Below are 25,298 nucleotides of genomic sequence, written 5' to 3'. Positions count from 1 at the left end.
TGACGTCGCCCGTCGCTGACAGAGCCCGGATCCGCCGACGGGCGCTTTCAGCGCCTGGTCAGTCGGCCGGGACCTGTGCGGTGCGGATCGCCTCAGTCCGGCTCGCGATCGCGATCACGCCGGATGCTGCGGCGGACCACGATGAGCTGCCAAATCCCCACCCCGAAAGCCAGGGCGAAGACGAGGCCGATATCGAAAGCCGCGAACAGCCCGTCGCTCACCGATGTCCTCCAGGCCGCAGGTCAGGACGGCGCCGAGCGGCCGAACGTCTCGCGCTCACGCATCCGCTCGATCAGATCGAGGACGTGCACGACCCGGCCGCCGACATCCCACCACGGCCGCAGCGCCGGGCGCCGACGCGTCGGCACGAGCGGTTCGCGCGCGACAGCCTCGATCAGGAAGGCGGCTTCCGGCAGTGAAGGCCCGCCGAGGCCGGCCGCGACCGCGGGCGTGCGGGCTGCGCGGGCGATCAGAACCAGCTTCCGTGCCGTTCCGACCCGGGCGCGGTGCTGGACCGAATCGTAGTCGTGCGCCGCCACCACGCGGCCGATCTCGGAATAGATCAATCCGGCCGCCCGGATCGACGACCGGCAGCCGCGCGGCAGCGCTGCGATTCCGGCCTCCGCGCGGGTATAGAGGACGTCCGCTTCGGCGAGGAGGCGGGCCACCACCTTGGCCAGCGCCGGGCTCGGCCGCGGATCTGCGAGGAATGCCTCCGGATCGAGCCCGGCCGCATCCATCCAGTCCAGCGGAAAGTAGAGACGGCCCATCCGGGCATCCTCGCCGACGTCGCGGGCGATGTTGGTGAATTGCATCGCGGCGCCGAGGTCGCAGGCGCGGGCCAGGGCGTCCGGTTCGCGGGTGCCCATGATCAGCGCCATCATGGCACCGACGGAGCCGGCGACACGGGCGGCGTAGGCATGGAGCGCCCCCAGATCGGCGTAGCGCCGGCCTTCGGCGTCCCAGGCAAAGCCTTCGATCAGGGCACGCGGCAGGGCCTCCGGGATCGCGTACGTGGCGACGATCTCAGAGAAGGCCCGGTCGGCGGGAGCGTCGGCGGGTCGCCCGGCATAGGCACGGCCGATGCGTGCCTCGAGGCGGGCCACGGCGTCGCGTCGTCCGGCCGGATCGGCCGCGTCGTCGACGAGGTCGTCCGAGAGTCGGCAGAAGGCGTAGAGGCCGTAGGCCGCCTCGCGGACTTCGGCCGGCAGCAATTGGCCGGCGGCGAAGAAGCTCTTCGAACCGGCCCGGATCGCGACCCGGCAGGCGGTGCGGTCGGCCGCGGCGGCGAATTCAGGCGGTAACGCGGGCATCGGGGACCACGCTGTCGAGAATACGGGCAGAGGAGAGCACGCCGGGCAGGCCCGCACCCGGGTGTGTGCCGGCGCCGACCAGGTAAAGGTTGCGGACGGTGTTCGACCGATTGTGCGGCCGGAACCACGCCGATTGGGTCAGCACCGGCTCCAGACCGAAGCCCGAGCCCCGGTAGCTCAGGAAATCGTCCTGAAAATCCAGAGGGGTCGTCACCTTGGACGTGACGATGGACTCCGACAGGCCGGGCATCACACTCGCCTCCAGCATGGCGGCGATCCGGCGCCGATACGGTTCGGCAAGCGCCTGCCAATCCTGGCCACCCGCGAGATTCGGCACCGGGGCCAGGACGTAGAAGGCGTCGCATCCCGGGGGGGCGAGGCTCGGGTCGGTGGCGGTCGGCCGGTGCAGGTAGAGGCTCGCGTCCTCGGCCAAGACCTTCCGGTCGAAGATGTCGGCCAGCAGTTCGCGGTACCGCGGTCCGAGCAGGATCGTATGATGATCTACCCCCGGATACTGCCGATTGGTGCCGAAATACCAGACGAAGAGCCCCATCGACGAGCGGGCCCGCCGAAACCGGGTGCGGCTCCAGCGCTGCGCTTCCGGCAGAAGACTCGCATGCGTCACGGCCGAGTCGGCGTTGGAGACCACGAGGTCGGCGCCGATCACCTCGCCGCTGGTCAGTACGACACCCGTGGCAGCGCCCTCCTCCACCTGGATGCGCGCGACGTCGACGCCGAGGCGGAGGCGGCCGCCCTGTGTCCGGATCAGACGCACCAAGCCATCGACCAGCTGCCCGGTCCCGCCCATGGCGAAGTGGACGCCCCAACGCCGCTCGAGATCGGCGATCAGGCAATAGATGGCGCTGGCTCGGAACGGGTTGCCGCCGATCAGCAGCGGGTGAAAGCTGAACACCGTGCGCAGCCGCTCGTCGCGGATGAACCGCGCCACCACCTCGTAAACGGAACGGTGTCCGGACAGGCGCAACAGGTCGGGTGCGATCTTGAGCATCGATCCGACACTGCCGAAAGGCACATGACCGAGCTGCTCGAAGCCGATCCGGCAAACGGCCCGGCTGTAAGCCATGAAGCGCTCGTAGCCCGCGACGTCGTCCGGTGCGAAGCGCGCGACCTCGGCGCGCATGCGATCCACGTCGCCGCTGTACGCGAAGGATGTCCCGTCGGCGAAGCGGATCCGGTAGAACGGATCCATCGGCACCAGCGTCACATCGTCCGCGAGCTGGCGACCGGCGAGCTGCCAGAGTTCCTCGAAAAGCTGCGGGGCCGTGACGATCGTCGGACCGGCATCGAAGGTGAAGCCGTCCAGCCGGTGGACCCGGGCACGGCCCCCGGCCTGGGCCAGGCGTTCGAGGACGGTGACGCGGTAGCCCCGCGCACCCAAACGGATCGCGGCGGCGAGACCCCCGAAGCCTGAGCCGACGACGACGGCGTGCGGACGCCCATCGATCGAATGCGCAACCCTGTGGTCGACCGCGAGTGTCAGCATTGGTTGACACTACTGCGGCCTTTCACCGACGCGCAAGGTCGAAGTGCCGTCCGCCGTGCCGGGTCCCAGTCGTTCAGAACTCGCCGGCCAGTCCGGCGCGGACGCCGACGGCGTTGTCGCCGCCATAGGCCATGCCGGCCGTGACCGCGATCGGGACGCAGCAGGTCGGCAAGCGGTGCGCCACCGCAAGGCCGCCGGCCCACTCGCCTCGATAGGTCGCGCCATTCGTCGCCCAGGTGGTCTTGCCCGGCGCGGACGGCATCGGCGCGGTCGCCATCGCGATGGCCATCGCCACGCCCTGCCGGGCCTCCTTGCGGGTCTGGATGGCGTAGCGCTGCACGGAGTCGGTCTTGGCCTCCAGAGCGTTGACCTGTCCCTGGACCGAATCGATTCGGTTGCCGAGACCTGCGATCGTCGACGGCCCGTAGGCCGAGGCCGCAAGGTTGCCGCTGGCATCGGTGGTCACGAAGGCCGTCGCTCCGCTCTGAGCGGCAGCGCTCGCCTGAGATGCGACGCCGGCCAGCCGGTAGGTGTTGGCGGAATTGCCGATCGCCACTTGGTTGGCCTGCGTGGTCTTCACGTTGGCGCCGATGGCGATCGTGTTGGCTTGGTCGGCGGCAGCCCCGTTGCCGAGCGCGACGCTGTTGTTTCCGGCGGCCGAAGCGGCCGCGCCGATGGCGGTGGAACCTGTCCCGGTCGCGCCGGCGACGAACCCAAGCGCGGTGCTCCCGGCCCCCGACGCCGCAGATGCCGTACCGATGGCCGTTCCGCCGAGGCCCTGAGCGCTCGCCGCAAAGCCGAGGGCGACGCTGCCGGTATTCGCCGCGCTCGCGCCGGTGCCCACGGCGGTCGATGCAGAACCGGCCGCACTTGAACCGGCGCCCACCGCGAGGGCGTCGGCGCCGACAGCGATCGGGGCGGCCAAGCCGCTGGTGTTGTTGGCGGCGACGCCGGTGATGCTGGACAGCTGTGAGAGCCTCAGGTCGGTGATTACGGTCTGGCCCTGGGACTGCGTGGTGCTCCCTGTGACGATGTAGAGACCCTGATTGGAGCTGGCGGCTGCTCCGCTTCCCGCTGTTCCGCCGGTCCCGCCGCCGGTCACACTTCCGCCGGTTCCGCCGGTGGTTCCAGTTCCGCCAGTTCCGGTTCCGCTCGCCGTCCCGAGGTTGAGACCGGTGCCGAGCAGTCCGTCGCCTGGGCCAGTCGTGCCGACGACCAGACCGGTTCCGAGGACGCCTCCGCTCGTGGTCCCGACGTTGAGGCCGGTCCCGAGGATGCCGGTCCCGGGAGCGGTGGTGCCGAGCGTCACGCCGGTGCCCAGAATGCTACCCGTGGTTGTGTCCAGGGTGCCGCGAAGAAGCTGCGCCTGGACCGGTGTCGTCTGCGCCGTGCAGATCAGGAGGCCGGCGGTGAGCGGGATTGTCGGGGTGATCCACCAGCGGGGGACGGCGAGCCAGGCAGCCCGGGCGCGAGCCGGCACGAGGGTCGAGGGACGCATCTGGAACTCCATTGCTGCGCAGCGGGACGGGGTTCCGAACCGGCCATGCAACTCAGCGATCAGCGAGCGGGAACAGAATGCATCTTCTAGTGGAATGATTAACGCTAACTTTCGGTTGTATTGATATCGGAAGTGCCCGCACAGATAGGTGTTCTCCCGGCGGCCGAGGGGGCACCGGCAGCCGCCTCAGAAAACGCGTGTTTGCGCGGCGATATCCCGACGGAAAGGGGCTATAGGGGCTTGGAAATCCGAGCTTTCGGCAGGGAACGGACGCGTGATGGACGGTCGAGGTCAGACCATTTTCGTGGCGGGCCATCGGGGCATGGTGGGCTCGGCGATCGTGCGTCGGCTGCGTGAGCTGGGCCACGAGCGCATCCTCACGGCCGACCGCCAGAGTCTCGACCTTCTCGATCAGGCGGCGGTCCGTCGCTTCTTCGCCGACAACCGCATCGATCAGGTCTACCTTGCGGCCGCCAAGGTCGGCGGCATCCACGCCAACAACACCTATCCCGCCGAATTCATCCACGAGAACCTGCTGATCCAGTCGAACCTGATCGACGCCGCGCACACGCACGATGTCGACCGGCTGCTGTTCCTCGGCTCGTCGTGCATCTACCCGAAGCTGGCCCCGCAGCCGATGCGCGAGGACGCGCTCCTGACCGGGCTTCTGGAGCCGACCAACGAGCCCTACGCGATCGCCAAGATCGCCGGGATCAAGATGTGCGAGAGCTACAACCGCCAATACGGGCGGCGCTACCGCAGCGTCATGCCGACGAACCTGTACGGGCCGAACGACAACTTCCATCCCGAGAACGCCCACGTCCTGCCGGCGCTGATGCGCCGCCTGCACGAGGCGAAGGTCGAAGGCCGCCCGTCGGTCACGGTCTGGGGCACCGGCCGCGCGATGCGCGAGTTCCTGCACGTGGACGACATGGCCCGCGCCAGCGTCTTCGTGATGGAGATGGACGACGGGGTCTATGCGGCCAACACGCGGCCGGACCTGTCGCACATCAATGTCGGCACCGGCGAGGATTGCACCATCCGGGAGTTGGCCGAGGCGCTGGCCCAGGTAATCGGCTACGCAGGCCGGCTCGACTTCGACGCCACCAAGCCCGACGGGACGCCGCGCAAGCTGATGGACGTGTCGCGCCTCAGGGCCATGGGCTGGCGGCCGGAGATCGGCCTGGAGGACGGGCTGCGCCAGACCTATGGATGGTTCCTCGAGAACCACGCCTCGATTCGGAGCTGAACGGCCGCGCCGGCGCGGCCGCCTCATCCTTTCACTCCATCGCCACCGACCATCCGCTCGGGGAGGAGACGGTTCATGGCCCATCGGCCACCCGATGACAGCGCCGATGCGCGACGCCGGAAGTTCCTGCAGAGCTTCCAGAACTTCGACGCGAACAGCCGGTTTCCCGCACCGTACGTCCAGTTCGCCGGCAAGCCGCTGACGGTCGCGGGCGGTCAGGACTGGCGCTACGACGCCCTCGGGTATCGCAACGACGCGCATGCGGATACGCGGCCATCATCCGAGACGCTGCGGGTCTTCGTCGTCGGCGACAGCACCCTGATCGACGGACAGGTCTTCGCCGATACCGTGCCGGGGCGGCTGGAGACCGGGCTGAAGCAAGCCCATGGGGCGGGGGCGCGCGTCTACAATTTCGGCGCCGTCTCGGCCTGCCTGAATCAGATGATCGCCCTGGTCACGACGCGGCTGATGGATCTTCAGCCCGACGTCATCCTGATCGTCGGCGGAGCGACCGACATCTTTCAGCCCTGGAGCTTCGATCCGCGGGCCGGCGTTCCATACAATCACTTCGCCAATGAAAGTCTTTACGATTACTTCTTCGACTCGAGGAAGAGCGCAGAGGACACGGTAGCACTGTCCTATGACGGCCTGCAGGCGATGATCTTCAACCGTCTCGAGAATCTGCGGGCGCTGACGAACTGGCAGTCCGAGATCTGGGAATGGGAGGTCGTGCGGCAGTTCGAGCTGGCGCTCAGGCGGCTCGCGCGGCTCGCTCCCGGCATCGGTGCCCCGGTTCGGTTCCTCCTGCAGCCCACGATCGTCCGCAAGGGCGCGCCCGTCGGCACGGAGGCGGGCACGGCCTCCGACGCGTTCCTGGCCTATCTCGATCGCCAGTATGCACGTTTCGAGGGTGTTCTCGGCCGGCTGGATACGCAGGATTCAGCCTTTGCGGCCCGGGACCTCAGCCGCCTGTTCGAAGGCGACGCCCGAAACCTTTTCACGGACATCGTTCACGTGACCTCTGAGGGCCGCCAGATGATGGCGGACCGCCTCCAGGCGGAGGTGGCCGAGACCCTCGAGACCGCGACGCCGGCCTGAACCGTGCGCGAACCGATCGTCTTCATCGGGGATTCGATCACCGAATTGTGGGGCTTCCACCGGGCCGGCACCTTCGAGGCCTACAACCTGATCCCCCGCGGCGGGTCCGGTCAGACGGCCCGCTGGATCACCATGCGGTTTCGGCGCGACCTCGAGGAAACGCGAGCCTGGGGCGTGCATCTTCTGTGCGGTGTGAACGATATCGGCCGCAATGAGGGCTTCTTCGTCCCGGCCGACGAGATCGCCCGAACGCTCGCCGGCATGCTCGACGAGGCCCGTGCCATGGGCGTGCAGGCCTGGATCGGCTCGATCATGCCCGCCGCCAGCATCCCCTGGAATCCGGAGGTGCGCGACGCGCCGGCAATGATCGCGGCGGTCAATGCATGGTTGCGAGACCATGCGCATGAGCACGGCGCGACATTCATCGACTACCATGCGGTGCTGGCGACCGAGACAGGCGGACTCCGGCCCGAATACGGCACCGACGGGCTTCATCTGAGCCCGGCCGGCTACGCCGCCATCGAGCCGCTGATGCTCGCCGCGCTCGGGCGCATCCCGCCGCCGACGCCCGGAGGGGTGGGGCGGGGCGCAGCCAAGGTCCGCCGACGGTGGATCGGTCTTGCGGTGGCGGCGGCAGCGCTCCTCGGTGCTGCCGCCGTTCTGGTTCTCGGCGCCCGCTGATCAGAGCCGGCGCACCGCCCCGTGGGCCGCGCTGGTCGTCAGCATGGCATAGGCACGCAATGCCGTACTCACCTTGCGCTTGCGCGGGGTCGCAGGCTGCCAGCCCGCCGCGTCCTGCGCGATCCGCCGCCGATCCAGCTCCGCCTGATCCACGTCCAGATGAATGCGCCGGTTCGGGATATCGATGGCGATCCGATCGCCGTCGCGCACGAGGCCGATCAGGCCACCCTCGGCGGCCTCCGGCGAGACGTGGCCGATGGACAGGCCCGAGGAGCCGCCGGAGAACCGCCCGTCGGTGACGAGGGCGCAGGCCTTTCCGAGCCCCTTCGATTTCAGGTAGCTCGTCGGATAAAGCATCTCCTGCATGCCGGGGCCGCCGCGGGGCCCCTCGTAGCGGATCAGCACCACCTCGCCAGCCGTGACCTTGCCGTTGAGGATGCCGTCGACGGCCGCGTCCTGGCTCTCGAACACCCGCGCCGTCCCGGTGAAGGTCAGGATCGAGGCATCGACGCCTGCGGTCTTCACGATGCAGCCCTGCTCGGCGAGGTTGCCGTAGAGGACCGCGAGCCCGCCATCCTGCGAATAGGCGTGTGCGGCATCGCGGATGACGCCGCCTTCCCGGTCGAGGTCGAGCTCGTCGAAGCGGGATTCCTGGCTGAAGGCCACCTGGGTCGGCACGCCGCCCGGGGCCGCCCGGTAGAAGGTCTGGACCGACGCGCTCGGCGCGGCGCGCACGTCCCAGCGGGCAAGGGCGTTGCCCAGCGTGCCGGCCGAGACGTTGCCGACCTCGGTGTCGATCAGACCGGCCCGGTCGAGCTCACCGAGAATCCCCATGATGCCGCCGGCCCGGTGCACGTCCTCCATATGGACGTTGGCCACCGCCGGGGCGACCTTGCACAGCACCGGCACCCGCCGGGACAGCCGGTCGATATCGGCCATGGTGAAGGGCACCTCGCCCTCGTGCGCCGCCGCCAGCAGGTGGAGGACCGTGTTGGTCGAGCCGCCCATGGCGATGTCGAGGGTCATGGCGTTCTCGAACGCCTTGAAGCTCGCCACGGCGCGCGGCAGCACGCCCGCGTCGTCCTGCTCGTAGTGGCGGCGGGCGAGATCCACGATGAGGTGACCGGCCTCCACGAACAGGCGCTTGCGGTCGGCATGGGTGGCGAGCACCGAGCCGTTGCCCGGCAGCGCCAGGCCCAGCGCCTCGGTGAGACAGTTCATGGAATTCGCCGTGAACATGCCCGAACACGATCCGCAGGTCGGGCAGGCCGAGCGCTCGATCACCGCGACATCCTCGTCGGAGATGCGGTCGTCGGCTGCGGCGATCATCGCGTCGACGAGATCGACCTTCCTGGCGATGCCCGGCAGCTGGACCTTGCCGGCCTCCATCGGGCCGCCCGAGACGAACACCGTCGGGATGTTGAGGCGTAAGCTGGCCATCAGCATGCCGGGTGTGATCTTGTCGCAGTTCGAGATGCACACCATCGCGTCGGCGCAATGCGCGTTGACCATGTACTCGACGGAATCGGCGATCAGCTCCCGGGACGGCAGCGAGTACAGCATCCCGTCATGGCCCATGGCGATGCCGTCATCCACCGCGATGGTGTTGAACTCCTTGGCGACGCCGCCGGCGGCCTCGATCTCGCGGGCGACCAGCTGGCCGAGATCCTTGAGGTGGACATGGCCGGGCACGAACTGGGTGAACGAGTTCACCACGGCGATGATCGGCTTGCCGAAATCGGCATCCTTCATGCCGGTGGCGCGCCAGAGGCCGCGGGCGCCGGCCATGTTGCGGCCGTGGGTGGTGGTGCGGGAACGATAGGCGGGCATCGAGAGCTTCGACTGGTTCAAAGGTGAAAGGCTTCTGCGCCGGTGCTCGCGCCTCTGCAAGCGTCGCGGAAGGGGCCGCCCCCGTGGCATGCTCCTGTCAGATGGCAGGAGCGAGGGAGCATATGGTGATGACACAGGTGGAATCGCTCCGGCGGGCCATCGCGCAGGGCCAGGGTCGCACGGAGGCTGACCTCGTCCTGAAGGGCGGCCGTTTCCTCGACCTCGTCACCGGGGCGCTTGTCGCCTCCGATATCGCGATCTGCCGCGACCGCATCGTCGGCACCTTCGGCCACTATCGCGGCACGCGGGAGATCGACATCTCCGGCAAGGTCGTTGTGCCGGGCTTCATCGACACGCATTTCCACGTCGAATCCTCGCTGATGCCCCCGCAGGAATTCGAGCGCTGCGTTCTCCCCCACGGCGTCACCACGGGGATCTGCGACCCGCACGAGATGGCCAACGTTCTCGGAACGGACGCCTTCCGATGGTTCCTTGCTTCGTCCGAAACGCTGGCGATGGACCTGCGCGTGCAGCTCTCGTCCTGCGTCCCGGCCACCGACCATCTGGAAACCTCGGGGGCGCGGATCGACGCGCAGGACCTGCTGTCCTTCGTCGGCCACCCGAAGGTCATCGGGCTCGCCGAATTCATGAACTTCCCCGGCGTGCTGGCGGCCGATCCCGGCGTGCTCGACAAGCTCGCCGCGTTCCAGGGCCGGCATATCGACGGTCACGCCCCGCTCCTGCGCGGCCTCGGACTGAACGCCTACATCGCGGCCGGCATCCGCACCGAACACGAGGCCACCACGCCGGAAGAAGCCCTGGAGAAACTGTCCAAGGGGATGACGGTGCTGATCCGAGAGGGCTCGGTCTGCAAGGATCTGCACGCGCTGGCGCCGATCCTGACCGAGCGGACGGCGCCGTTCCTGGCCTTCTGCACCGATGACCGGAACCCCCTCGACATTGCCGAGGAGGGGCATCTCGACTTCGTCATCCGGACCGCCATCGCCCTCGGCGTCCCACCCCTCGCCGCCTACCGTGCGGCCTCGTGGTCGGCGGCCCGGGCGTTCGGGCTTCACGACCGGGGGCTCGTCGCCCCCGGCCAGCGCGCCGATCTCGTGGTGCTTGACGATCTCGACACCTGCGCCGTGTCCCAGGTTCTCAGTGCCGGACGCCCGGTGAACGAGGCGTTGTTCGCCACGCGACCCGCCGTGGAGCCGATCGGCCGCGGCAGCGTGCGGGCGCGGCGGGTCAGCGCCGCGGATTTCGCCGCGCCGGGCTCCGGGCCTTCGACGCCGGTGATCGGGGTGATCCCGGGCCAGATCATCACCCTGCGTCACGACCTCGCCCTGCCCTATTCCGGCGGGGAGCGCCGAATCGACCTGGACCAGGACGTCATCAAGGTCGCGGTGGTCGAACGGCACGGCCGCTCCGCGCCGGGGGTGCGCGGCATCGGGGTCGCGTTCGTGAAAGGCTTCGGCCTGAAGCGGGGGGCCATCGCCTCGTCGGTCGGGCATGACAGTCACAACATCACGGTCGTCGGGGCGGATGATTCCGACATGGCCGTGGCCGTGAACCGTCTGGGCGAGATCGAGGGCGGCTTCGTCGTGGTCGAGGGTGGCGAGGTGCGCGCCGAGATCGCGCTGCCCGTCGCCGGCCTGATGAGCCTGATGCCGTTCGACGACATCCGCCGGTCTCTCGTGACCCTGCGGTCGGCCGCCAGAGGCCTCGGAGTCGTGCTGCCGGAGCCCTTCCTGCAGGTGGCGTTCCTGCCGCTCCCGGTCATCCCCCATCTCAAGATCACCGACCGGGGGCTTGTGGATGTCGACCGTTTCGCCCTGATCGACCCTTGATTTCGATTGTGCGCAATTTAAATGGGGCTGTGCGAAGGCCCGCCGGCGCCTACATGCCGACTTTCTTCCTCCAACCGGAGATCGCTATGTCCGTAGATGTGAAGTATCGCACCACCGCCACCGCCACCGGTGGCCGCGACGGTGCCGCCCGCACGGCCGACGGCAGCTTCGAGGTCAAGCTGTCGACGCCGAAGGAGCTCGGTGGCGCGGGTGGCCCGGGCGCGAACCCGGAGCAGCTCTTCGCCTCCGGCTACTCGGCCTGCTTCCTCGGCGCCATGAAGGCCGTGGCCCCGTCGCTGCAGCTCAAGGTCCCGGCCGATACCAGCGTCACCGCTGACGTAGGCATCGGTCCGCGCTCCGAAGGCGGTTTCGGCATCACCGCCGATCTCACGATCAGCCTGCCGGGCCTCGACCGCGCGGACGCGCAGAAGCTCGTGGACGCCGCTCACCAGGTCTGCCCGTACTCCAACGCGACCCGCGGCAACGTCAACGTCGGTCTGAAGCTGGCCTAAGACGGTGTCCGGCGGGTTTCGCGTCCGCGAGGCCCGCCGTCGCACCACCCGCGGGCTCGTCCGCGGGTCGATGCCGTGCCGTCGTGGCGCCGCGACGCGTACGATGATGGCGCCGGCCCGCAATCCGTGCCGGACGAGGCCGCCCTCCGACTGACATCGCGCGCCGGATCTCACATGTCGGCGCGGGCGCGCATGCAGACCTTCCCTGCTGCATCGAGGGTCACACCCTCGAACTCGGACCCGCGGGTTCGGCCGCAGACGCGAAAGGTCTGGTTGGCCGTCATCGGCGAGACGCCGCGATAGGTGAACATCCGCGGCACGTGTCCCAGGAGCGTCGCGGCGAGGTTCATCAGCAGCGTGGCCTGCATCGGGCCGTGGACGACGAGATCGGCATAGCCCTCCACCTGCGTCGCGTAGGGCTGGTCGTAGTGGAAGCGGTGGCCGTTGAAGGTCATCGCCGAATAGCGGAACAGCAGCGTCGGCGTCGCGAGCACTGCCCAGATTGCCGCGTAGTCATCGGGATCGTCGCGTTCGGGCGCGGCATCGGTTCCGGTCTGCGCCCCGGCCGCCTCGCGATAGACGATGTCCTGCCGTTCACGGATCGCGACGCCCTGTCCCGTGGCGACGGCGTGCTCGACGGTGACGAAGCACAGGCTTCCGCTTCGCCCGTCCTTGAAGACGACGTCCCGTACTGTCTCGGTGCGGGTGACGGCGTCTCCCGCGCGCAGATCCGAAAGGGTCTCGATCTGTCCGCCCGCCCACATCCGCCGGGGCAACGGCACGGGCGGGAGGAACCCACCCTTCGCGACGTGGCCGTCCGGCCCGAGGGCGTCGGCGGCCGGCGTCTCCGGGGCGAGACACCAGTGCAGCGCCGGCCACGCGATGCCGTCGGCGACCGGGGCGAGATGCGGCCCGAGGGTCGCGCGGAACTCGGCCATCAGGCGTGGGGTGACGAGGTCGGAGGCCTCGCGTGTCCGGCCGATCCAGGCGGCGAAATCGGTCATGTCAGTACGAACGCGGCAGGCCGAGCACATGCTCGGACAGATAGGCGAGGATCAGGTTCGTGGAGATCGGCGCCACTTGGTAGAGGCGGGTCTCGCGGAACTTCCGCTCGATGTCGTATTCCTCGGCGAAGCCGAAGCCGCCATGGGTCTGGATGCAGGCATTGGCCGCCTCGAACGACGCGTCGGCCGCCAGCATCTTGGCCATGTTGGCCTCGGCTCCCGGATTCGCGCCGCCCTCGTAGAGGGCCAGCGCCTCCCGGACCATCAGCTCGGCCGCGCGCATGTTGGCGTAGGCCTTGGCGATCGGGAACTGTACGCCCTGATTGGCACCGATCGGACGCCCGAAGACCGAACGCTCGCCGGCATAGATCCGCGCCCTCTCGATGAACCACTTGGCGTCGCCGATGCATTCGGCGGCGATCAGGATCCGCTCGGCATTCATGCCCGACAGGATGTAGCGGAAACCCTTCCCCTCCGCGCCGATGAGATTCTGGGCCGGCACCCTGAGGTTGTCGAAGAACACCTCCGTGGTGGCATGGTTCATCATCGTGCGGATCGGCCGGATGGTGAGGCCGTTGCCCCTGGCCTCCCGCATGTCGACGAGGAGCACCGACAGGCCGTCGGTGCGTTTCATGCCCTCGGTCCTGGGCGACGTGCGCGCCAGGAGCAGCATCAGGTCCGAATGTTCGGCACGGCTGGTCCAGATCTTCTGGCCGTTGACGACGTAGTGGTCGCCCTCCAGGCGCGCCGTGGTCTTGAGGCTGCCGGTGTCGGTGCCGGAGGTGGGCTCGGTCACGCCGAAGGCCTGGAGCCGCAGGCGGCCTTCCGCGAGAGCCGGGAGATATTCGGCCTTCTGCGCCTCGGAGCCGTGCCGGAGGAGCGTGCCCATCGTGTACATCTGCGCGTGGCATGCGCCCCCGTTGCAGCCGGCCCGCTGGACCTCCTCCAGGATCGCGGCCGCGGCCGAGAGCGGCAGGCCGGAGCCGCCATACGCCTCGGGGATCAGAACCGACAGGTAGCCGCTCTCGGTGAGCGCGTTCACGAACGCGGTCGGGTAGGCCATCTCCCGGTCGAGGGCCCGCCAGTACGCGCCCGGGAAGCCGGCGCAGAGCTTGGCGACCGCCTCGCGGATCTCGGTATAGGCTTCCATCGACATCTCCTCAGGCCGTGCGGCCGCCATCGACCGGCAGATCGACGCCGGTGATGAAGGCCGCCTCGTCGGAGGCGAGGAACAGGGCGGCCGACGCGATGTCGCTCGCCTGGGACAGGCGGCCGAGCGGGATCGTGGCGATGAACCGGTCGCGGTTCTCGGGGGTATCGGGCACGCCCATGAAATGCTCGAGGAGCCCGGTGGCGCCCATGACCGGGCAGAGGGCGTTCACCCGGATCTTCCAGGGCGCCAGTTCGAGCGCCAGGGACTTCGAGGCGAGGCTCGCCGCGCCCTTGGAGGCGTTGTACCACGTCAGCCCCGGCCGCGGCCGCAGAGCCGCCGTCGAACTGACGTTCAGGATAACGCCGCCGCCCGCATCGCGCATGAGCGGGGCGACCTCCCGGACGTAGTGAAAGATCGACTTCACGTTGACCCGGAAGACCCGGTCGAAGTCTTCTTCGGTGACCTCCATCAGCGGCTTGTTGCGGTGTGTGGTGCCGGCGTTGTTGACCAGGATGTTCGGCAGACCGAAGCGCTGCCGTGTCTCGTCGACGCTGGCGATGACATCGGCGGCGAGGCCGACATCTGCGGCGATGGCGATGGCGTTGTCGCCCAGATCCGCCGCGACCCGCGCGGCGGCCGCGCCGTCGATGTCGATGCAGGCGACCTTCGCCCCCTCGGCGACGAAACGCTGGGCGATCCCCGCTCCAAAGCCGCTGCCGGCGCCCGTCACGAGCGCGATCTTGCCGTCGAGCCTCATCGTGTCCTCCCCGCGTGTCGTTCGGTGTCGATCTCTAGGTCCTCAGGTGCCGGGCGCGAACTCGGCCCGGATGCGCGCGCCGTGCGCGTCGATCGCCGGGACGGGGCCGAGGGCGCGGATCTGCCCGTCGACCAGCACCGGCGGCGCGACGATGCGGGCGGATCCGGCGGGTGTCCCGACCTCTGTGCGGATCAGCGCCGGGTGGGTGACGAGGTCCGCAAGCGTGTTGACGAAGCCGTAGGCGGTGCCGGCGGCCTTCAGCCGGGCGGCGGCGGCGTCGCGGCTCAGCCGCACCAGCTCGGCGCCGATGCGCAGGTCGACGGCGGCGCGGTTGGCGACCCGGGCGTTGTTGGACGCGAAGCCTTCGGCGCGGGCGAGATCCGGCTCGCCGAGCACGCCAGCGCAGAAGCGCGCCCATTCGCGCTCGTTCTGGATCGAGATCAGCACGAGGCTGCCGTCGGCCGTCGGGAAGGCGCCATAGGGACAGATCGAGGGATGGGCGAGGCCGACCCGCTGCGGCGCCTGCCCGGTTCCCTCGAAATAGAGCAGCGGCACGTTCATCCAGTCGGCGGCGGCGCTGAACAGGCTGACCTCGAGGGCGCAGCCCTGCCCGGAGATGCCCCGGGCGATCAGCGCCTCCAGCACGGCCGCATGGGCATCCATGCCGCAGGCGACGTCGCAGACGGACACGCCGACCCGGCCGGGTCCCGCCGGATGGCCGGTGATGCCCGCGAGCCCGCTCTCCGCCTGGACCAGCAGGTCGTAGGCCTTCATGTCGCTGTAGGGGTTGCCGGCACCGTAGCCCGAGATGTCGACGGTGATCAGCCGGGGATAGCGTGCACGCAGCTCCGCCGATCCGAAGCCCGCGCGCGCCGCGGCGCCGGGGGCGAGGTTCTGCACGAACACGTCGGCCCGCGCGAGGATCGCGTGCAGGAGCCGGGCATCGGCCGGGTCCTTGATGTCGGCGACGAGGCTCTCTTTACCGCGGTTGAGCCAGACGAAGTAGCTCGCCAGGCCGTCGACCGCCGCGTCATAGCCGCGGGCGAAATCGCCTTCCGGCCGCTCGATCTTGATGACCCGGGCGCCGGCATCGGCGAGCCGTGAGGTGCAATAGGGGGCGGCGACGGCCTGCTCCAGGGCGAGCACGGTGAGCCCTCGCAACGGCAGGTTCTGGCTCATCCGCACCCTTCGTCTTTGCGCCGCCCCGCGAGGCCGGAGCTGGAACAAGTGGAACGGCCGGAGGCTCCGCCAAGCGGGCGGCGGTGACAGGGCTGCCCGGTCGTGGGCCTCCGGCCGGGCTTTCACCCGGTGCCGGCGAGGCCGGCGGTCGAGCCTACTCGGCTGCGTGCAGCGTGGGCGGTCCGCGGACCTCCTCCACCGGCTCCGCGTCCGCGCGGGCGACCTGCGTCGCCTCCGGCCGGTCGCGGAAGGACAGGCGGTGGGCGAGCCGGTCGAGATAGATGTAGATCACCGGCGTCGTGAACAGCGTCAGCACCTGGCTCACCGCGAGGCCGCCCACCATGGCGTAGCCCAGGGGCTGCCGGATCTCCGAACCGGTGCCGGTGGCGACCATCAGCGGGATGCCGCCGAGGAGCGCCGCCATCGTGGTCATCAGGATCGGCCGGAAGCGCAGCAGCGCGGCCTTCCGGATCGCGGCCTCGGGGGTGAGCCCCTCCTCGCGCTCGGCGACGATGGCGAAGTCGACCAGCATGATGCCGTTCTTCTTCACGATGCCGATGAGGAGGATGATGCCGATCAGCGCGATCAGGCTGAAGTCGAACCCCGCCCACATCAGCACCGCCAGGGCGCCGACGCCGGCGGACGGCAGGGTCGACAGGATCGTGATCGGGTGGATGAAGCTCTCGTAGAGGATGCCGAGGATCAGGTAGACCACGAACAGCGCCGCCAGGATCAGGAGCGGCACCGTCGAGAGCGATTGCTGGAAGGCCTGGGCGGTGCCCTGGAAGCCGCTCACCACGGTCGGCGGCACCTGCAGCTCCCGCATCGCCCGGCCGATCGCCTCGGTCGCTTGGCCCAGTGCCACGTCGGGAGCGAGGTTGAAGCTGATCGTCACCGCCGGGAACTGGCCCTGGTGGTTCACGGCGAGCGGCGCCACCGGAACGGTCGTCCAGCGGGCGAAGGCCGCCAGCGGTACCTGCCCGCCCCCGATCGGCGCCTTGATGTAGATCCTGTCGAGGCTCTCGACGCTGCCCTGCAGCGCCGGCAGAACCTCCAGCACGACGTGGTAGCTGTTCAGCTGCGTGAAGTACTGGGCGATCTGGCGCTGGCCGAACGCGTCGTAGAGCGTGTCGTCGATCAGCTGAGGCGTGATGCCGTAGCGCGAGGCGGCGTCGCGGTCGATCGACAGCGTCAGCGTCGTACCGCGGGTCTGCTGGTCGGTGGCGACGTCGCGCAGCTCCGGCAGGGTCTTCAGCGTGTCGAGGATGCGCGGCGCCCAGGCGTTCAGCTCGGCGAGATCCGGATCCTGGAGCGTGTACTCGAACTGGGTCCGCGAGGTGCGGCCTCCGGTGCGCACGTCCTGGGTGGCCTGGATGAAGGTCCGGATGCCCTCCACGCGCTCGAGTTTCGGCCGCAGGCGGCCGATCACCTGGAAGGCATTGGCGTCGCGCTCGTCGCGCGGCTTGAGCGTGATGTACATGCGCCCGGAATTGAGCGCCTGGCCGTTGCCGCCGAGCGACATGCCGACGGTGGCCACCGCCGGATCGGCCTGGACGATGGCGCCGACCTTCTCCTGCAGCGCCTGCATCGCCGAGAACGAGATGTCTTGCGACGCCTCGGTGACGCCGATCATGAAGCCGGTGTCCTGCTGCGGGAAGAAGCCCTTCGGGATCGCGACGAACAGGTAGCCCGTCAGTGCCAGCGTGGCGAAGAACACCAAGAGCGTGACGCGGCGGAACCGCAGAGCCACGTCGAGGGCATCGGCGTAGAGTGCAAGCAGCCCGTCGAACGCGGCCTCGCTGATCCGGTAGAGGCGGCCATGGCGCTCGCCGTCGTGCGGCTTGAGAAGCCGCGAGGCCATCATCGGGGTCAGCGTCAGCGACACGAAGGCCGAGACCGCGATCGTCATCGACAGCACCACGGCGAACTCGCGGAACAGCCGGCCGATGATCCCGCCCATGAGCAGCAGCGGGATCAGCACCGCGATCAGCGACACCGAGATCGACACGATGGTGAAGCCGATCTCGCCCGCGCCCTTGAACGCGGCCTCCATGGGCCGCATCCCCGCCTCGACGTAGCGGCTGATGTTTTCGAGCACGACGATGGCGTCGTCCACCACGAAGCCCACCGAGATGGTGAGCGCCATCAGCGAGAGGTTGTCGAGGGTGTAGCCCGCCATCCACATGAGCGCGCAGGCGCCGAGCAGCGCGAGCGGCACCGTCACGCTCGGGATCACCGTCGCCCAGAAGCTGCGCAGGAAGACGAAGATCACCCCGACGACCAGCACGATCGTCAGCATCAGGGTGAATTGCACGTCCTCGACCGAGGCGCGGATGGTCTGGGTCCGGTCGCTGAGGATGCCGACCTTGATGGCGGCCGGCAGGGTGGCGGTCAGGCGCGGCAGCTGCGCCTTGATGCTGTCCACCGTGTCGATGACGTTGGCGCCGGGCTGCTTGAACACGACGAGGAAGATGCCGCGCCGGCCGTTGGTCCAGCCAGCCTGCTTGGTATCCTCGGGGCCGGCGACGGCTTGTCCGATATCGCGCACGCGCAGCGGCGCGCCGTCGCGATAGGCGATGATGACGTCGTTCCAGTTCTGCGCCGCAGTGAGCTGGTCGTTGGCGTAGATCGTGTAGCTGTGGCTGCCGCCGTCGATGCTGCCCTTGGGGTTGTTGACGGTGGTCAGCGTGAGCTGCGCGCGCACGTCCTCCAGGGACAGGCCCTTGGCCACGAGCTTGGCCGGGTCGATCTGGACGCGGACCGCCGGCTTCTGCTGGCCGCCGATGAAGACCTGGGCGACGCCGGAGATCTGGCTGATCCGCTGGGCCAGCTGCACGTCGACCGCGTCGTCCACATCGATCAGCGGCAGGCTGTCGGAGGTGGCCGAGAGCAGCAGGATCGGCGAGTCGGCCGGATTGACCTTGCGGTAGGTCGGCGGGGTCGGCAGGTTCTTCGGAAGCTGGCCGCTGGCGGCGTTGATCGCCGCCTGGATGTCGCTCGCCGCGCCGTCGATGTTGCGGTTGAGATCGAACTGGACCGTGACCGTCGAGATCCCGAGGGAACTCGTCGAGGTCATCTGCGCCACACCCGGGATCTGCGAGAACTGCCGCTCCAGCGGCTGCGCCACCGACGAGGCCATCGTCTCCGGGCTCGCGCCGGGGAGCTGCGCGGTCACCTGAATCGTCGGGAAATCGACCTGCGGCAGCGGTGCGACGCCCAGCAGCGGATAGGCCACGACCCCGAGGAACAGGATGCCGACCATGATCAGCGTGGTCGCCACCGGAAACCGGATGAAGGGTGCCGAGATGCCGCCTTTCACCGCTCGGCCTCGCGCGGAACTGCTCTCGTCATCGCCGCCTCGCTCACCCTCAACGCACCGCCTCCGCCTGCGCGGTGTGGGCGGCGTGCGGGTCACCCACGAGGCTGCCGTCCTGAACCTTGTACTGACCGGCGACGATCACCCGCTCGCCGGGCTGCAGATCGCCGCTGAGGATCCGGGTCCGACCGGAATCGGAGCGCCCCGCTTTCAGAGCACGCTGATGGGCGTGGTTTCCGTCATCCACCGAGAAGACGAACAGGCCGTCGGGACCGTGCTGGATGGCATTGTCCGGTACGGTCATGGCGACGGCGACCGTGCCGACCCGCATCTTGGTGGAGACCGACAGGCCCGGCCATAGGGCGTGGATCTTGTTCTCGAAAACGGCCTTGAGGCGGATCGTGCCGGTCGCCGTGTCGACTTGGTTGTTGAACAGGGCGAGCTTGCCGTCCGCGAGCTTCGTCAGCCCGTCCGAACTCCAGGCTTCCACCGGGACGTCGCCCTTGCGCAGGGCTGCGGCGATCGCGGGCAACTGATCCTCCGGCGCCGTGAAGACGACGAAGATCGGCTCCACCTGCGTGATCGTGACGATCGGGGTCTGGCCCGCCGCGTTGACGATGTTGCCGATATCGACCTGCCGGAAGCCGGTGACGCCGTCGATGGGCGCGCGGACCGTCGCGTAGCCGAGCTGCGTCGTGGCGTTGTCGATAGCCGCCTGATCGGACGCCACCTGCGCGGTGAGCTGCGCGACCAGGGCGGTCTGCGTCTCGGTCTGCTGTCGGGAGGCGTAGGCGCCCAGTCCGGTGTAGCGGACAAGGTCGGCTTTGGCGTTGCCGAGATTGGCCGTGTCCTGTTCCTTCTTGGCCTTCGCCTGAGCGAGCGCTGCCTGATAGGGCCGCGGGTCGATCTGCACGAGGACATCGTCCTTGTGGACGGTCTGTCCCTCCCGGAACGCCACCTGCTGGATCTCGCCGTCGACCCGCGTGCGGACCTGGACGGTGTTGTAGGCCTGCACGGTGCCCAGGCCGTTCGAGACCAGGGCGAACGGACCCTGCTCGACCGTCCCGAGGGTGACGGGCACAGGAAGCGGTGCCGCCGCCACGGGCTTCGCGACGGGCCGGTTCAGATACGTGTAGCCGTAGGCGGCGCCGCCCGTGATGGCGAGGAGGAGCAGGCCCAAACCGGCCGCGCCGGAGCGTCTCGATGCGGGGCCCGGCGCCGGTCGATGGACGCCGTCGTCGTCCGTGCGCGTCACCGGCGCGTCGGATCGAAAAGTGTCGCGCTCACGCCCGTCCTCATTCAGCATGCGCCGTTATCCGCCCCTTGGCCCGAAAGCTCCGCACAGCCGGAAGATTTTGCATCCATTAGCATACAATCCGCGTTCCGGACATCGTGGCGTCCCGCCGATCACGGCAAAGTCCCCCGACGTAACGCGTGCAAGCGCCGACGGCAGAGGGTAGCGTCACGCCGTCCGACACCCCGTCCGGACGATCCGTGCCTGGTGCGGCGGCGCGGAACATCCGCCGATGCCGCGCCGAGGATGTGAGACCGGGACGCCGCATGGCCTCGACGCTGGAACTGGATGGCCTGAACGAGCTGCGCGATGCGCTGATCGAGGAACGGCAGATCATCGTCGCATCGGTGCGGAAACTGCGCGACGCGCGGCGCCGGAAAGGCACGTTCGTACTGGGTGACGGCGCCGATGCCGGTCCGCGGCTGGTCGCCGTGCAGGAGCAGATCGAAGTGGTCGAATCCATCATCGCCGCGCTCACGCAATCCCGGACCTGACGCGATCCGGATCCGCATCGTCGGAAAATCCGTTCCGGGCGCCTCGTCCGGAATGCCGTTGTCCGGCATAGCCACAGTTCGATGTCCGGGATGTTTCTGGGGTTTTTGCTCGGCCTTCCCGGGATCGGATATGCGCCGCTCGGTTGGCCCTTGAAGTCAGACGCCGGTGTGCCGAGTCATCGATCAGTCCTGCGGCAGGATTCGACGCCGCGCTTTGCCGAAAAAGCGCCCTTGATCCAGCGCTGCACAATATTGGTGCCTCGGCGGTGCTGGCAGGTCCCGGCAGTCGAATGGGACGGCGCGTTGCCGCGGCGTCGGTGCTCGTTTGCCGGTTATGGATTCGCCCGGGCGTGACGATCCACGCGGCTTGTACAGGCTCTGCACATCTTTCGGGCTGGACGATCGCGATGCCGTGCTGTTAGCCCAACGCAACTCAAGGCGCAGGACTACGAAGATGGACGCCTTCGATCACGCCGGAACGGCGCACGACGCCGACGAAACCGTCGACACGCCTCACGAGACCGAGCTTCTGGCCCTCTGGCGCGCCCTCGCGGCCGACAGGCGCGCGCGGGACGAGCGCATGGCACGCCTGCGCGCCATGCGCCTGATCGGCGGAGACGACGGAACCGACTGATCAATCCGTCTCCGGCATCCCGTCCTGAATGCGGCTCGCCAGGACGAAGCCGACCGCCATCGCCATGGCTTCGGCCTGTGCGATCAGCGTCGGCTCGCCGGCATCGCGCGCCGCCTGCAGCAGCTGGATCGCGTGGCGGCCAAGACGGAGGTTCACGTCCTCTTCGCCCACTGGGTCGTCGTCCGGCATCCCGTGGCTCTGGGCGCGGTCAGTCATTGTCGTGCCTCGATCTCGGGGCGGCTGGCATGGGCTTGAACGGCGAGGAGGTCGCGATCCACGATTGCGTGTCCGTGACGTCGCCGAAGACCCGCATCACCGCGCTCACCGACCGGTGGATCTCTTCGGCGCCGATGTCCTCCAGATCGTGGCTGGCGGAGGCATCGGACAGGAAGGTCACGTCCTGACCCCGGTGGAAGCCGTCGACCGCCGTCGCGAGGCAGGAGGATTCGGCGGCGAAGCCCGCCATGACCAGGGGCGGGCTTCCGCGCTCCATCGCGTCGGCGAAGGCGGGGCTCGCGTAGCAGGAGGGGCGGTCCCGGTCGAAGATCATGTCGCAGCCGTGGGGCTCGAACCCCTCGATCCAGCGGGCGTAGCGGCTGCCCGCCTGGAACAGCGGCGCCCCGACCCAGCGGACATAGGCCACCTGTATGCCGCTCGCGCGGGCATGCGCGAGGGCGCGGCGGCAGTTTTGGAGCGCGGGCTCGATCCCCGACAGGGCGAGCGGACGCCCGGCGATCTCGTATTCCTGCTGCATGTCCACCAGCACCAGAACCGGGACGCTGCGGGGCCGGCGATACAGCGCCGGATTGATCGGCCGGTTCATCGCGCCGCCACCGTCCGGTCCACGGAGGGCCGCGTCACGGCCCGGCTGCGAGACCGGTCGAGGGTCCCCGCCCGGTGCCAGCGTCCTTCCGGCCGGATGATGACATAGGGGTCGGCGCCGAGCCCGATGGCCTGCGGATGCGGCTCTGCCTCCATCAGCATCTCGACGTAGTCGAAGTCCGAGAAGACCAGTTCCTGCGCACCGTCGAAGATCCGGAAGCCGAAGCGGCTCCAGAAGCCGACGAGGCGCTTCTGGGCGTGGCCGTAGAGCCGGCGGTAGCCCTTCACCCGCGCGAGTTCGATGCCGGCCCGGACCAGGGCGAAGGCCAAGCGGGTGTTGCGGAACTCGGCCCGGACCGCAAGTCGCTCGATCTTGGCGAAATCCGCGAAGAACCGGATGCGCAGGCAGCCCGCCGGCTCGTCCCCGACATAGCCGATCAGGTGCGTCGCCGAGAGGTCGTTGCCGTCGAACTCCTCCTCGTAGGGGCAGGCCTGCTCTGCCATGTACACGGCGGCGCGCAGGGCGATGACCCGAGACAGATCCTCCAGGTTCCGCGCGACCGCGACGCTGGTGCCGGCCCCGCCCGGCTTGTGGCTGTCGTAGAGCGGTGCGGCCTCCGTCTTCGGCCCGCGGGCGAAATGGTACAGGTCCACACAGCCGGTCTTGCGGACCGTGAAGCCGAGCGTCGTGAGCAGATCCGCGCCCTCGGGCGTCGCCGCCCGGGCGTAGAAGTCGACGCCGCGATAGGTTGGGCTCGACAGACGGTCGAAGACGAGGCTGACGCCACCGGCAAGCCGCCGCCGCGCGTAGACCGCCCAGACATAGATCCCGGCCGGACGTTCGTGCTGACCGGCCAGCATCGCGGCCGGTGGATCCGACGCATCGAGCGTTCCCGTCTTGAGCGCGGCCAGGCCGGCCGCATTCAGCATCAGGCAGGCGACGAAGCCGTCGCCCTGCGGACGTGCCGCATCGAACTTGTGTTTCTGGGCAATCGCCAGGACGCTGTCCGGATTGATCGACATCACGCGCTGCACGACGTGCAGGGGTGCCAGATCCGGCAGATCTGTACGCGCATCTTCGATCAGGCGTCTGAGATCGTCCGGCGCCGGCATGAATACGACGAGATGACGGGCGATACGATCAACGCGCAACATGCTCAGGTCATGCCGCGGCTCCACAGTGACTGACGCTGGACCAAGTTGATCCGTATCCCCCGCCACGAACTGGCCGCGAGCCATGTGCAGTGTCATCGGATGACCTGTCATTCGGTTTCGGATTGACGGTCCAGCACTTCGCATCTAGCGCTCTGGCTGTATGTGCAAAAATTGAAACAGGGGTGTTCCGTCGATGGAACAGACGGAGGCAAGCCGGGGCTCGATGCCCGACTGGCAGAGCATCCGAGTCTTCCTGACGCTCCAGCGGTCCGGAAGCTTCCGATCGGCGGCCGCCAAGCTCGGCCTGTCCGTGAATTCGGTGCGTCGCCGGATCGGCGATCTCGAGGCCCTGATCGGTGCCCCGCTGATGACGCGCCATGTCGACGGGATCCGTCTGACCACCGAGGGCCAGGCGATCCTGGACGCGGCCAACCGCATGGAGGCTGCGGCGTTCAGCCTGGTGCGCACGGGCGAGGTCGCTCCGTTCGCCGAGACCGGCGAAGTCCGCATCGCGGTGACGGAGGGGCTGGGGGCGTTCTGGCTCGCGCCGCGGCTCGTCGAGTTCCAGCGCGCCAATCCGCGCCTGACCGTCGACCTGCGCTGCGCCATGGAATCCGCCGACGTCCTGCGGCTCGAAGCGGACGTTGCCATCCAGCTGACGCGCCCGACGAGCCCGGACCTGCGCGTCGTCAAGCTCGGCCGCATCCACATGGTGCCCTATGCCGGGCGGAGCTACGTGGAGACGTATGGGCTTCCCGATCGCCCCGAGGATCTCGCGCGCCACCGGATCGTGGTTCAGGACGGCAGCCAGACCATGCGCCTCGAGGATTACGTGCGCTCAGTGCCGGGCTTTCCCGCAACGGTGCCGATCACCCTGAAGATCAATGTCAGCAGCGCGTATTACTGGGCGATCGCGAAGGGCGCCGGGATCGGCCTGCTGCCGACCTATGCCAGCGCGATCGGCGCGCAGGTCGTCCCGGTGGACAATCTCGGCCGCTTCGGCGTCGACATTTGGCTGACCTATCACCCGGATGCGGAGCGGATCGGCCGCGTGCGGCGGACGATCGACTGGCTGCGGGCGTCCTTCGATCCGAAGCGCTATCCCTGGTTCCGGGACGAGTTCATCCATCCTCGTGACCTGCCGGGCACCGTCAAGGGCGAGCCCCTGCCGGACCTGTTCGCCGGGTTCATCGCCATGACCTCGTGACGTCGCCGGGACCCTGAGCGGCCCCCGACCGTCGATGGCCCGAAGCGTCTCCACGGGGCCCGCCTTGGCCTTGACCGCGCAACGCGCATGATCCTTGCTCCGGCGGCCACGACGACGAGGTTGCCCGTGCTGCTGACACCCCGCGAAAAGGACAAGCTGCTGATCGCCATGGCGGCACAGGTGGCGCGCAACCGCCTCGCACGGGGCGTGAAGCTCAACCACCCGGAGGCGGTGGCACTGATCACCGATTTCGTGGTCGAGGGCGCCCGGGACGGCCGCACCGTGGCCGATCTGATGCAGGCCGGCGCCAAAGTGCTGACCAGCGATCAGGTCATGGAGGGCGTGCCGGAGATGATCCACGACATCCAGGTCGAGGCCACCTTCCCGGACGGGACCAAGCTCGTCACCGTGCACCACCCGATCCGGGGAACGGCCTCGGCAGACGTCCCCGGGGCCGTGACGACGCTGCCCGGCGAGATCGTCTTCAACGCAGGCGCCGAGCGGACCGTGCTCGAAGTCGCCAATGTTGGGGACCGGCCGATCCAGGTCGGCTCGCACTATCACTTCTTCGAGGTCAATCCGGGCCTCGTGTTCGAGCGGGAGCAGGCCCGCGGCAAGCGCCTCGACATCGCGCCGGGCACCGCCGTGCGTTTCGAGCCGGGATCGACGCGGGAGGTCGCGCTGGTGCCGCTCTCCGGCGGACGCACCGTGTACGGTTTCCGCGGCGACGTGATGGGCAAGCTCTGAC

General features: G+C 68.8%; 23 protein-coding genes. 9 read left to right on the top strand and 14 right to left on the bottom strand.

Features of this window, described 5'->3' with window-relative positions:
• Nucleotides 1-92: 92 nt before the first annotated feature.
• From A3862_RS32380 to A3862_RS17895, 4 genes are all read right to left on the bottom strand, one after another.
• Nucleotides 93-221, bottom strand: coding sequence for a hypothetical protein (locus A3862_RS32380; RefSeq protein ID WP_257791596.1), 129 nt, complete (start codon nucleotides 219-221; stop codon nucleotides 93-95).
• A 21-nt stretch (nucleotides 222-242) separates the two neighbouring features.
• Complete coding sequence (locus A3862_RS17905; RefSeq protein ID WP_043758012.1) at nucleotides 243-1,313, bottom strand: phytoene/squalene synthase family protein; 1,071 nt, start codon at nucleotides 1,311-1,313, stop codon at nucleotides 243-245.
• The gene (locus A3862_RS17900) at nucleotides 1,294-2,817 is read right to left on the bottom strand and encodes a phytoene desaturase (RefSeq protein ID WP_111473867.1); all 1,524 of its coding nucleotides are present in this window, start codon (nucleotides 2,815-2,817) and stop codon (nucleotides 1,294-1,296) included. The genes A3862_RS17905 and A3862_RS17900 overlap by 20 nt, the downstream gene beginning before the upstream one ends.
• A gap of 73 nt (nucleotides 2,818-2,890) precedes the next feature.
• The gene (locus tag A3862_RS17895; protein ID WP_111474368.1) at nucleotides 2,891-4,315 is read right to left on the bottom strand and encodes a hypothetical protein; all 1,425 of its coding nucleotides are present in this window, start codon (nucleotides 4,313-4,315) and stop codon (nucleotides 2,891-2,893) included.
• Between the two features lie 277 nt (nucleotides 4,316-4,592).
• Here A3862_RS17895 and fcl point away from each other — a divergent pair, with 277 nt between their 5' ends.
• The 3 genes from fcl to A3862_RS17880 all read left to right on the top strand — a co-directional run bounded on the left by fcl (nucleotide 4,593) and on the right by A3862_RS17880 (nucleotide 7,343).
• Nucleotides 4,593-5,564, top strand: coding sequence for a GDP-L-fucose synthase (gene fcl, locus A3862_RS17890; RefSeq protein WP_043357622.1), 972 nt, complete (start codon nucleotides 4,593-4,595; stop codon nucleotides 5,562-5,564).
• Between the two features lie 75 nt (nucleotides 5,565-5,639).
• The gene (locus A3862_RS17885) at nucleotides 5,640-6,662 is read left to right on the top strand and encodes an SGNH/GDSL hydrolase family protein (RefSeq protein ID WP_111473866.1); all 1,023 of its coding nucleotides are present in this window, start codon (nucleotides 5,640-5,642) and stop codon (nucleotides 6,660-6,662) included.
• Nucleotides 6,663-6,665: 3 nt separating this feature from the next.
• Nucleotides 6,666-7,343 (top strand): GDSL-type esterase/lipase family protein, encoded by a 678-nt coding sequence (locus A3862_RS17880; protein ID WP_111473865.1) that lies wholly within the window; start codon nucleotides 6,666-6,668, stop codon nucleotides 7,341-7,343.
• Here A3862_RS17880 and ilvD read toward each other — a convergent pair whose 3' ends face one another.
• Entirely contained in the window at nucleotides 7,344-9,173 is a 1,830-nt protein-coding gene (ilvD, locus tag A3862_RS17875) for a dihydroxy-acid dehydratase (RefSeq protein ID WP_043357638.1), read from the bottom strand.
• 128 nt (nucleotides 9,174-9,301) lie between these two features.
• Between ilvD and ade the strand changes: the two genes are divergently transcribed.
• Nucleotides 9,302-11,023 (top strand): adenine deaminase, encoded by a 1,722-nt coding sequence (ade, locus tag A3862_RS17870; RefSeq protein WP_111474367.1) that lies wholly within the window; start codon nucleotides 9,302-9,304, stop codon nucleotides 11,021-11,023.
• Nucleotides 11,024-11,109: 86 nt separating this feature from the next.
• Nucleotides 11,110-11,535: an organic hydroperoxide resistance protein gene (locus A3862_RS17865; protein WP_043357630.1), complete on the top strand. Its 426-nt coding sequence runs from the start codon at nucleotides 11,110-11,112 to the stop codon at nucleotides 11,533-11,535.
• 170 nt (nucleotides 11,536-11,705) lie between these two features.
• Here the strand turns inward: A3862_RS17865 and A3862_RS17860 are convergent, their stop codons facing one another.
• The 6 genes from A3862_RS17860 to A3862_RS17835 form a co-directional block, all read right to left on the bottom strand.
• Nucleotides 11,706-12,539: an FAS1-like dehydratase domain-containing protein gene (locus A3862_RS17860; RefSeq protein WP_111473864.1), complete on the bottom strand. Its 834-nt coding sequence runs from the start codon at nucleotides 12,537-12,539 to the stop codon at nucleotides 11,706-11,708.
• Between the two features lies 1 nt (nucleotide 12,540).
• The gene (locus A3862_RS17855) at nucleotides 12,541-13,689 is read right to left on the bottom strand and encodes an acyl-CoA dehydrogenase family protein (RefSeq protein WP_111474366.1); all 1,149 of its coding nucleotides are present in this window, start codon (nucleotides 13,687-13,689) and stop codon (nucleotides 12,541-12,543) included.
• Nucleotides 13,690-13,699: 10 nt separating this feature from the next.
• Nucleotides 13,700-14,449, bottom strand: a complete 750-nt coding sequence (locus tag A3862_RS17850) for a glucose 1-dehydrogenase (RefSeq protein ID WP_043356292.1) — start codon at nucleotides 14,447-14,449, stop codon at nucleotides 13,700-13,702.
• Between the two features lie 42 nt (nucleotides 14,450-14,491).
• Nucleotides 14,492-15,628, bottom strand: a complete 1,137-nt coding sequence (locus A3862_RS17845) for a CaiB/BaiF CoA transferase family protein (RefSeq protein ID WP_043758026.1) — start codon at nucleotides 15,626-15,628, stop codon at nucleotides 14,492-14,494.
• Between the two features lie 154 nt (nucleotides 15,629-15,782).
• Nucleotides 15,783-18,947 carry an efflux RND transporter permease subunit gene (locus A3862_RS17840; RefSeq protein WP_043758030.1) on the bottom strand — a complete coding sequence of 1,055 codons (3,165 nt, stop codon included), beginning with the start codon at nucleotides 18,945-18,947 and terminating at the stop codon, nucleotides 15,783-15,785.
• A 49-nt stretch (nucleotides 18,948-18,996) separates the two neighbouring features.
• Nucleotides 18,997-20,250 carry an efflux RND transporter periplasmic adaptor subunit gene (locus A3862_RS17835; RefSeq protein WP_111473863.1) on the bottom strand — a complete coding sequence of 418 codons (1,254 nt, stop codon included), beginning with the start codon at nucleotides 20,248-20,250 and terminating at the stop codon, nucleotides 18,997-18,999.
• 254 nt (nucleotides 20,251-20,504) lie between these two features.
• On the opposite strand from A3862_RS17835, the gene A3862_RS17830 reads away from it, so the two are divergent.
• Together A3862_RS17830 and A3862_RS17825 are read left to right on the top strand one after the other, a co-directional pair.
• Nucleotides 20,505-20,732 carry a hypothetical protein gene (locus A3862_RS17830; RefSeq protein ID WP_043353185.1) on the top strand — a complete coding sequence of 76 codons (228 nt, stop codon included), beginning with the start codon at nucleotides 20,505-20,507 and terminating at the stop codon, nucleotides 20,730-20,732.
• Between the two features lie 454 nt (nucleotides 20,733-21,186).
• Nucleotides 21,187-21,366: a hypothetical protein gene (locus A3862_RS17825; RefSeq protein ID WP_111473862.1), complete on the top strand. Its 180-nt coding sequence runs from the start codon at nucleotides 21,187-21,189 to the stop codon at nucleotides 21,364-21,366.
• On the opposite strand, the gene A3862_RS17820 is transcribed toward A3862_RS17825, so the two are convergent.
• From A3862_RS17820 to A3862_RS17810, 3 genes are read right to left on the bottom strand one after another with little or no spacing between them, the layout of a single operon-like run.
• Nucleotides 21,367-21,555: a hypothetical protein gene (locus A3862_RS17820; protein WP_236961371.1), complete on the bottom strand. Its 189-nt coding sequence runs from the start codon at nucleotides 21,553-21,555 to the stop codon at nucleotides 21,367-21,369.
• A 19-nt stretch (nucleotides 21,556-21,574) separates the two neighbouring features.
• Complete coding sequence (locus tag A3862_RS17815) at nucleotides 21,575-22,189, bottom strand: cysteine hydrolase family protein (RefSeq protein WP_043353190.1); 615 nt, start codon at nucleotides 22,187-22,189, stop codon at nucleotides 21,575-21,577.
• Nucleotides 22,186-23,343 (bottom strand): GNAT family N-acetyltransferase, encoded by a 1,158-nt coding sequence (locus tag A3862_RS17810; RefSeq protein WP_236961370.1) that lies wholly within the window; start codon nucleotides 23,341-23,343, stop codon nucleotides 22,186-22,188. The genes A3862_RS17815 and A3862_RS17810 overlap by 4 nt, the downstream gene beginning before the upstream one ends.
• Nucleotides 23,344-23,536: 193 nt before the next feature.
• On the opposite strand from A3862_RS17810, the gene A3862_RS17805 reads away from it, so the two are divergent.
• Both A3862_RS17805 and A3862_RS17800 read left to right on the top strand, forming a co-directional pair.
• Nucleotides 23,537-24,550, top strand: a complete 1,014-nt coding sequence (locus tag A3862_RS17805) for a LysR family transcriptional regulator (protein WP_043379981.1) — start codon at nucleotides 23,537-23,539, stop codon at nucleotides 24,548-24,550.
• A 126-nt stretch (nucleotides 24,551-24,676) separates the two neighbouring features.
• Complete coding sequence (locus tag A3862_RS17800) at nucleotides 24,677-25,297, top strand: urease subunit gamma (RefSeq protein WP_111473859.1); 621 nt, start codon at nucleotides 24,677-24,679, stop codon at nucleotides 25,295-25,297.
• The last annotated feature ends 1 nt before the right edge of the window (nucleotide 25,298 follow it).

Source organism: Methylobacterium sp. XJLW, from assembly GCF_003254375.1.
Taxonomy (GTDB): domain Bacteria; phylum Pseudomonadota; class Alphaproteobacteria; order Rhizobiales; family Beijerinckiaceae; genus Methylobacterium; species Methylobacterium fujisawaense.
The sequence above is the reverse complement of the archived record's forward strand: the minus strand, read 5'-3'. Positions and strand labels throughout refer to the sequence as shown.

Excerpts from the sequence above, each read along its gene's own strand:
- A3862_RS17905 (WP_043758012.1), bottom strand. The coding sequence starts at position 1,313 with ATGCCCGCGTTACCGCCTGAATTCGCCGCCGCGGCCGACCGCACCGCC.
- A3862_RS17900 (WP_111473867.1), bottom strand. The coding sequence starts at position 2,817 with ATGCTGACACTCGCGGTCGACCACAGGGTTGCGCATTCGATCGATGGG.
- A3862_RS17895 (WP_111474368.1), bottom strand. The coding sequence starts at position 4,315 with ATGCGTCCCTCGACCCTCGTGCCGGCTCGCGCCCGGGCTGCCTGGCTC.
- fcl (WP_043357622.1), top strand. The coding sequence starts at position 4,593 with ATGGACGGTCGAGGTCAGACCATTTTCGTGGCGGGCCATCGGGGCATG.
- A3862_RS17885 (WP_111473866.1), top strand. The coding sequence starts at position 5,640 with ATGGCCCATCGGCCACCCGATGACAGCGCCGATGCGCGACGCCGGAAG.
- ilvD (WP_043357638.1), bottom strand. The coding sequence starts at position 9,173 with ATGCCCGCCTATCGTTCCCGCACCACCACCCACGGCCGCAACATGGCC.
- ade (WP_111474367.1), top strand. The coding sequence starts at position 9,302 with ATGACACAGGTGGAATCGCTCCGGCGGGCCATCGCGCAGGGCCAGGGT.
- A3862_RS17865 (WP_043357630.1), top strand. The coding sequence starts at position 11,110 with ATGTCCGTAGATGTGAAGTATCGCACCACCGCCACCGCCACCGGTGGC.
- A3862_RS17860 (WP_111473864.1), bottom strand. The coding sequence starts at position 12,539 with ATGACCGATTTCGCCGCCTGGATCGGCCGGACACGCGAGGCCTCCGAC.
- A3862_RS17855 (WP_111474366.1), bottom strand. The coding sequence starts at position 13,689 with ATGGAAGCCTATACCGAGATCCGCGAGGCGGTCGCCAAGCTCTGCGCC.
- A3862_RS17850 (WP_043356292.1), bottom strand. The coding sequence starts at position 14,449 with ATGAGGCTCGACGGCAAGATCGCGCTCGTGACGGGCGCCGGCAGCGGC.
- A3862_RS17845 (WP_043758026.1), bottom strand. The coding sequence starts at position 15,628 with ATGAGCCAGAACCTGCCGTTGCGAGGGCTCACCGTGCTCGCCCTGGAG.
- A3862_RS17835 (WP_111473863.1), bottom strand. The coding sequence starts at position 20,250 with ATGCTGAATGAGGACGGGCGTGAGCGCGACACTTTTCGATCCGACGCG.
- A3862_RS17830 (WP_043353185.1), top strand. The coding sequence starts at position 20,505 with ATGGCCTCGACGCTGGAACTGGATGGCCTGAACGAGCTGCGCGATGCG.
- A3862_RS17825 (WP_111473862.1), top strand. The coding sequence starts at position 21,187 with ATGGACGCCTTCGATCACGCCGGAACGGCGCACGACGCCGACGAAACC.
- A3862_RS17820 (WP_236961371.1), bottom strand. The coding sequence starts at position 21,555 with ATGCCGGACGACGACCCAGTGGGCGAAGAGGACGTGAACCTCCGTCTT.
- A3862_RS17815 (WP_043353190.1), bottom strand. The coding sequence starts at position 22,189 with ATGAACCGGCCGATCAATCCGGCGCTGTATCGCCGGCCCCGCAGCGTC.
- A3862_RS17810 (WP_236961370.1), bottom strand. The coding sequence starts at position 23,343 with ATGTTGCGCGTTGATCGTATCGCCCGTCATCTCGTCGTATTCATGCCG.
- A3862_RS17805 (WP_043379981.1), top strand. The coding sequence starts at position 23,537 with ATGGAACAGACGGAGGCAAGCCGGGGCTCGATGCCCGACTGGCAGAGC.